The sequence below is a fragment of the Pseudomonas sp. genome (assembly GCF_030696055.1).
GTDB lineage: Bacteria > Pseudomonadota > Gammaproteobacteria > Pseudomonadales > Pseudomonadaceae > Aquipseudomonas.
Genome location: NZ_JAUYNP010000296.1, coordinates 1 through 6112, shown reverse-complemented (window position 1 = coordinate 6112; position 6112 = coordinate 1). Strand labels below are relative to the sequence as shown.

The 6112-nt window shown below is 61.7% G+C and carries 8 protein-coding genes; 5 read left to right on the top strand and 3 right to left on the bottom strand.

Going from position 1 to position 6112, the window contains the following annotated elements; genetic code table 11:
- Together Q8Q83_RS17775 and Q8Q83_RS17770 are read left to right on the top strand one after the other, a co-directional pair.
- The coding region (locus Q8Q83_RS17775) for an alpha/beta fold hydrolase (protein WP_305625456.1) at positions 1-1023 on the top strand (1023 nt) is incomplete at its 5' end.
- Positions 1024-1098: 75 nt separating this feature from the next.
- A complete protein-coding gene (locus Q8Q83_RS17770) occupies positions 1099-1713 on the top strand; it encodes a TetR/AcrR family transcriptional regulator (RefSeq protein WP_305625455.1) in 615 nt (204 codons plus the stop codon).
- Positions 1714-1782: 69 nt separating this feature from the next.
- Here the strand turns inward: Q8Q83_RS17770 and Q8Q83_RS17765 are convergent, their stop codons facing one another.
- The 3 genes from Q8Q83_RS17765 to Q8Q83_RS17755 all read right to left on the bottom strand — a co-directional run bounded on the left by Q8Q83_RS17765 (position 1783) and on the right by Q8Q83_RS17755 (position 3585).
- Positions 1783-2526, bottom strand: a complete 744-nt coding sequence (locus Q8Q83_RS17765; protein WP_305625454.1) for a phasin family protein — start codon at positions 2524-2526, stop codon at positions 1783-1785.
- Positions 2527-2537: 11 nt separating this feature from the next.
- Positions 2538-2990 carry a phasin family protein gene (locus Q8Q83_RS17760; RefSeq protein ID WP_305625453.1) on the bottom strand — a complete coding sequence of 151 codons (453 nt, stop codon included), beginning with the start codon at positions 2988-2990 and terminating at the stop codon, positions 2538-2540.
- 316 nt (positions 2991-3306) lie between these two features.
- Positions 3307-3585, bottom strand: coding sequence for a polyhydroxyalkanoic acid system family protein (locus tag Q8Q83_RS17755; RefSeq protein ID WP_305625452.1), 279 nt, complete (start codon positions 3583-3585; stop codon positions 3307-3309).
- Positions 3586-3790: 205 nt separating this feature from the next.
- Between Q8Q83_RS17755 and ubiE the strand changes: the two genes are divergently transcribed.
- The 3 genes from ubiE to Q8Q83_RS17740 all read left to right on the top strand — a co-directional run.
- Entirely contained in the window at positions 3791-4561 is a 771-nt protein-coding gene (gene ubiE, locus Q8Q83_RS17750) for a bifunctional demethylmenaquinone methyltransferase/2-methoxy-6-polyprenyl-1,4-benzoquinol methylase UbiE (protein WP_305625451.1), read from the top strand.
- The gene (locus Q8Q83_RS17745) at positions 4561-5178 is read left to right on the top strand and encodes an SCP2 domain-containing protein (protein ID WP_305625450.1); all 618 of its coding nucleotides are present in this window, start codon (positions 4561-4563) and stop codon (positions 5176-5178) included. The genes ubiE and Q8Q83_RS17745 overlap by 1 nt, the downstream gene beginning before the upstream one ends.
- Positions 5175-6112: AarF/UbiB family protein (locus tag Q8Q83_RS17740; RefSeq protein ID WP_305625449.1), on the top strand; the 938-nt coding region annotated here is incomplete at its 3' end. The genes Q8Q83_RS17745 and Q8Q83_RS17740, both read left to right, overlap by 4 nt.

The following is a 6112-nucleotide window of genomic DNA, read 5'->3' as shown; positions in this document are numbered from 1 at the left end:
GTGCCGCCGCAGATCAACAAGTACTACATCTTCGACCTGTCGACGGAGAAGAGCTTTGTCCAGTACGCCCTGAAGGGCGGCCTGCAAACCTTCGTCGTCAGCTGGCGCAACCCCGATCCACGGCACCGCGAATGGGGCCTGTCCAGCTATGTGCAGGCTCTCGAAGAAGCCCTGGAGGTATGCCGGGAAATCACCGGCAGCAAGGAGGTCAATCTGCTCGGCGCCTGCGCCGGCGGCCTGACCATCGCCGCACTGCAAGGCCACCTGCAGGCCAAGCGCCAGCTGCGCAAGGTCGCCAGCGCCACCTATATGGTCAGCCTGCTGGACAGCCAGATCGACAGCCCGGCCATGCTGTTCGCCGATGAGCAGACCCTCGAAGCGGCCAAGCGCCGCTCTTACCAGCAGGGCGTGCTGGATGGTCGCGACATGGCCCGGGTATTCGCCTGGATGCGTCCCAACGACCTGATCTGGAATTACTGGGTCAACAACTACCTGCTCGGCAAACAGCCGCCGGCCTTCGACATTCTCTACTGGAACAACGACAACACCCGCCTGCCCGCCGCCCTGCACGGCGACCTGATCGATTTTTTCAAACACAACCCGCTGACCCATGCCCAGGGCCTGGAAATCTGCGGCACGCCGGTCGATCTGCAAAAAGTCACGGTGGACAGCTTCAACGTGGCCGGCATCAACGATCACATCACCCCCTGGGATGCGGTGTATCGCTCGACCTTGCTGCTGGGCGGCAACCGGCGCTTTATCCTGTCCAACAGTGGGCATATCCAGAGCATTCTCAACCCGCCGGGCAACCCCAAGGCCAACTTCTTCGAGGGTGGCAAACTGACTGGTGACCCACGGGCCTGGTACCACGACGCCAAGCATGTGCAAGGCAGTTGGTGGTCTGAGTGGCTGAGCTGGGCCCAGGCTCACTCCGGCGAGCAGCATGAGACGTTGACTGCCCTGGGCAACCAGCACTACCCGGCGATGGAGGCGGCGCCCGGCACCTATGTGCATGTGCGCTGAGCTTCTGCCACACCGGCTGCCGCGCATGGCGGCCGGCTATCTCGGCATTCCCTGCGGCCTGAATAAGAAGACCGGATGAAAACCCGCGACCGTATCCTCGAATGTGCCCTGTTGCTGTTCAACCAGAAGGGCGAACCCAATGTCTCCACCCTGGAAATCGCCAACGAACTGGGCATCAGTCCGGGCAATCTGTATTACCACTTCCACGGCAAGGAGCCGCTGATCCTCGGCCTGTTCGAGCGCTTTCAGGCCGATCTGGCGCCTCTGCTCACACCGCCCGAGGACGTGCAACTGGATGTGGAGGACTACTGGCTGTTTCTCCATCTGATAGTCGAGCGCCTGGCCCACTACCGCTTCCTGTTCCAGGACCTGTCCAACCTGACCAGTCGCCTGCCCAAGCTGGAACGCGGCGTGCGCCACTGGCTGAACAGCCTGAAACGCGCGCTGGCCGAGCTGCTCGCGCGCCTGCAAGCCGATGGCCAGTTGCTCAGCGATACCCAGGCGTTGGGTCAGCTGGTCGAGCAAATCACCCTGACCCTGCTGTTCTCCTTGGATTACCAACGCATCATGGGCCGCGAAGGCGAGAGCCGCCTGGTGGTGTATCAGGTGATGATGCTGGCCGCCCCGCACCTGGCCAGCGAATCGCGCTTTGCCGCCGAGCACCTGGCCCGGCGCTATCTGCAAGACTAAGCCCGCAGCAACTGCAGAAACGCCAACGCCCGGCACTAGGCCGGGCGTTGGCGTTTACTGCCGATAGCTTTACGCCTGGCTGGCAGGTGTCACCGCAGCAACTGGTGCTGGTGCTGGTGCCGCTACCGGAGCCGAAGCCGGTGCGGCCGCTACCGGTGCAGCCGGCTTGGCGGCAACTGCAGCAGGCTTGGCCGCAACAGGTTTCGCAGCGGCTTTGACCGCCGGTTTAGCGGCTGGCTTGGCAGCAGGCTTAGCGGTTGGTTTGGCCACTGCTTTAACTGCCGGTTTGGCTGCTGGCTTAGCCGCTGCTTTCACTGCCGGCTTGGCTGCAGCTTTAGCTGCTGGTTTGGCGGCAACCTTCTTGGCCGTTGGCTTGACCGACTTCACCGATACACCGGTGAGTTGCTCGATCTGCTTGGTCAGGCTGTCGACTTGGGCGTTGAGCGCTTTCACTTCATTGCGGCTCGGTACACCGAGGCGCGAAATGGCATTGTTCAAACGCTTGTCGAAGGCTTCTTCCAGCTCGCTCCACTTGCCCAGTGCTTTGTCTTTGACTTCATCGACTTTCGACTTGGCAGTGTCCACTTTCGAACCCACAGTGGACTTCACTGCGCCAACTTGTTTGTCGACTTCGGTTTTCGCCAGTTTCTCGGCTTTTTCGCCGTCCTTGACCAGCGTGTCGAACAGCTTGTTGCCGTCCTTGCTGACCTTGGAGTAGGCACCCAAACCAGCCAACCAGATATGGCGCGAGTATTTTTCTACTTCGCCGATCCAGGAAGTGGTTTGCTTTTCGGTTTTCTTTTTGACAGCCATCCTGCTCTCCTTTATTTGGTACGCGCGACTTGCTCGAGCAACGCGCTCAGCTCATCCAGCTTAGCAGAGAGTGCCGCAACGTCCTGCTTGGACGGGATACCCATGCGGTTCAGGGCGCTGGCTACACGGTTATCGAAGGCCTTCTCGATCTTGTCGAGTTGCACTTCAACCTTGCCTTTTACGCTGGTGACATTGCTGGTGACTGTGGCCTTGACGCTGTCGATTTGGCTGTTAGCCGCTTCAACCTGTTCGTTGACCAGTTTTTTGCCTTGTTTTTCAACGCCTTCGCCATTCTTGACGAGCTCTTTGAAATACTCGGCGCCCTCTTGGCCGGCTTTGGCGTAGGCACCCAGGCCAGCCAGCCAGATCTTACGGGCATAGACTTTAACGTCGCTCAGCACGGTGCCGGTTTCTTCGACTTCGACTTCGACTTCGACTTTCTTTTTAACGGCAACTTTCGACATGGTGCACCTCACTCTAAGTGTTTCGAGGAAACGCCCACGGAATGCAGGCTTAGGAGCACGGTATCGATGAAAATTAGAAACCGCATACTAAGCGTTAAAAAACTTGATCCGAGCCTGCAGCAACAACCTGCTCGCGATCTCGCGAGCTAGAGCCAGACAAGGCGCGAATGGCCGAGGGGCGGAGTTTACTGCTGTAAATGAGCATTACTCGTTTCACTCGCTCTTCGGGCCGCGCTAAAGCGCGTTAGCCGCAAGCGGCTTGCCGAGGCCATTCGCAACGCGGTATGGCCGACGCGCAGCAGATCGTAAAGAAGCCTCAGGCCTTAAGGTTCTTATCCAACACTTCTTCGATCTCGCGCTTGATTCTGCCACTCAGAGCCGACAGCAGCAGCCCCAGGTTGAGTTGCACCCGCACGCTGTCTTCAGCCACCTCGATACGGCCATCGGCGCCACTGCGCTTGAACTCCAGGGTGTCGCCATTCCAGCGGTAGCGCACGTCGTATTCGCGAGCCAGGCGCTCGGCCAGCTCCTCCGCTTTCTCCCGGGCGACTTCGCGACCCAGCGCATGAGGCCGTTCGATAATGATTTTGGCCATGGCATTTCTCCTCGCCAGTTAACTGCGACCTTAGGTCGCTGCGACTATAGCAAGGCTGTACGGCGCAAGCTGCAAGCAAGGCCGCGACGGATGGCGGCCTGCGCAAGTTTTCCCTTTGCCGTTACAGGCCCAAACCCGCCAGGGCTTTTTGGGTTTAGAATGGCCGCCACTTTGATCCAGCCTCTCTGTTTTAGGAAAGGGCAAGATGAACGACCCGCGCAAGAACAGCGACAGCGAACCCACCACACACTTTGGTTTCCAGAATGTGCCGGAAAGCCAGAAGGCGGAAAAAGTCGCCGAGGTCTTCCACTCGGTGGCGGCCAAGTACGACCTGATGAACGATGTGCTCTCGGGCGGCATGCACCGCCTGTGGAAGCGCTTCACCATCGAACTGTCCGGCGTGCGCAGCGGTAATCGGGTACTGGATATCGCCGGCGGCACCGGCGACCTGACCCGCAAGTTCTCCGCCCTGGTCGGCCCCACCGGCGAAGTGGTGCTGGCCGATATCAACGAGTCGATGCTGCGCGTCGGTCGTGACCGCCTGCTGGACAAGGGCGTGGCCGGCAACGTCAGCTTCGTCCAGGCCGATGCGGAAAAGCTGCCGTTTCCGGACAACCATTTCGATGTGGTCACCATCGCCTTCGGCCTGCGCAACGTCACCCACAAGGAAGACGCCATCCGCTCCATGCTGCGGGTGCTCAAGCCGGGCGGCCGCCTGTTGGTGCTGGAATTCTCCAAGCCCTCCAGCCCGCTGCTGTCGAAGTTCTACGACGCCTATTCATTCAAGTTCATGCCGCTGGCCGGCAAGCTGATCACCAATGACGCCGAGAGCTACCGCTACCTGGCCGAGTCGATCCGCATGCACCCGGATCAGGACCGCCTCAAGGCGATGATGGTCGAGGCCGGCTTCGAGCGTGTGACTTATCACAATATGACCGGCGGCATAGTCGCCCTGCACCGCGGCATCAAGCCCTGATGCTGTTGACCGGGCTGTTTGCCGGGGTCGAACTCGGCCTTAACCGGGTCTTGACCATGGACAGCACGGCGCTGCCGCGCCTGGCGCGCTTGAGCGGCCGGGTGATCGCGGTGGAATGCACGGCGCCGGCGCTGCAGCTGTTTATCCTGCCCAGTGCCGCGGGTCTGCAGCTGGCCGCGCAGTGGGATGGCCAGGCCGATTGCCGCCTGCGCGCCCCCGCCAGCAGCCTGTTGCGCCTGGCCATCAGCACGGACAAGACCCGTATTCTGCACAGCCCCGAAGTCAGCCTGGAAGGTGACAGCGCCGCCCTGCTGGAGCTGGCCGGCATCCTCCAGGATCTCGAGTTGGACTGGGAATACGAGCTGGCGCGCTGGCTCGGCCCGATCGGCAGTCAGTTGCTCGGCGGCCATCTGCGCAGCCGGGTCAACTGGAGCGGCCAGGCCCTCGACAGCCTGCGCCTGAACCTGGCCGACTACCTCAGCGAAGAATCCCGCAGCCTGGTCGGCCAGCGCGAAGCCGATGCGCGCTTCGCCGAACTGGACCGCCTCAAGCTGGCCCTCGACCGACTCGACGCGCGTATCGAGCGCATCGCCCAACGCCATAAGCCCACCCCATGAAGCTGCTTGCCGTCCGTCGCCTGCTGCGCATCCAGCGCGTGGTTATCCGCTACCAGCTGGATGACCTGCTGTTCGCCCTGCCCCTGCCCTTCTGGCTGCGCATGTTGCGCCATGCCCTGCCGTGGCGCTGGCTGCCGCGCCGCGACCTGCTGTTGTCGCGCGGCGCACGTCTGCGTCTGGCCCTGGAGGAACTGGGGCCGATCTTTATCAAGTTCGGCCAGCTGCTCTCCACCCGCCGCGACCTGCTGCCGCCGGACATCGCCGATGAACTGGCCAAGCTGCAGGATCAGGTGCCACCCTTCGATCCGGCCAAGGCGCAGGCCTTGATCGAAAGCCAGCTGGGCGCCAAAGTCGGCGAAGTATTCGCTCGCTTCGATGCCCAGCCGCTGGCCTCCGCCTCGGTGGCCCAGGTGCATGGCGCACAGCTGAAAAGCGGTGAGGAAGTGGTGGTCAAGGTGATCCGCCCCGGCCTCAAGCCGGTGATCGAACAGGACATCGCCTGGCTGTTCCTGCTGGCCAAGCTGGCCGAGAAGGCCTCTGCCGATGCGCGTCGCCTGCGCCCGATGGAGATCGTCAGCGACTACCAGAAGACCATAGTCGATGAGCTCGACCTGCTGCGCGAAGCGGCCAACGCCAGCCAGCTGCGGCGCAATTTCGACGGCTCGCCGCTGCTCTATGTGCCTCAGGTGTATTGGGACCTGTGCCGGCCCAAGGTGCTGGTGATGGAGCGCATCTACGGCATCCAGGTCACCGACCTGGCCACCCTGGCTGACCAGCGCACCGATATGAAACTGCTGGCCGAGCGCGGCGTGGAGATCTTCTTCACCCAGGTGTTCCGCGACAGCTTCTTCCACGCCGACATGCACCCCGGCAATATCTTCGTCAGCACCCGCACGCCGTGGAACCCGCAGTACATCGCCATCGACTGCGGCAT

What these genes read in the sequence shown, in the direction of transcription:
- Q8Q83_RS17770 (WP_305625455.1), top strand. Translation starts at nt 1,099, where the DNA reads ATGAAAACCCGCGACCGTATCCTCGAATGTGCCCTGTTGCTGTTCAAC.
- Q8Q83_RS17765 (WP_305625454.1), bottom strand. Translation starts at nt 2,526, where the DNA reads ATGGCTGTCAAAAAGAAAACCGAAAAGCAAACCACTTCCTGGATCGGC.
- Q8Q83_RS17760 (WP_305625453.1), bottom strand. Translation starts at nt 2,990, where the DNA reads ATGTCGAAAGTTGCCGTTAAAAAGAAAGTCGAAGTCGAAGTCGAAGTC.
- Q8Q83_RS17755 (WP_305625452.1), bottom strand. Translation starts at nt 3,585, where the DNA reads ATGGCCAAAATCATTATCGAACGGCCTCATGCGCTGGGTCGCGAAGTC.
- ubiE (WP_305625451.1), top strand. Translation starts at nt 3,791, where the DNA reads ATGAACGACCCGCGCAAGAACAGCGACAGCGAACCCACCACACACTTT.
- Q8Q83_RS17745 (WP_305625450.1), top strand. Translation starts at nt 4,561, where the DNA reads ATGCTGTTGACCGGGCTGTTTGCCGGGGTCGAACTCGGCCTTAACCGG.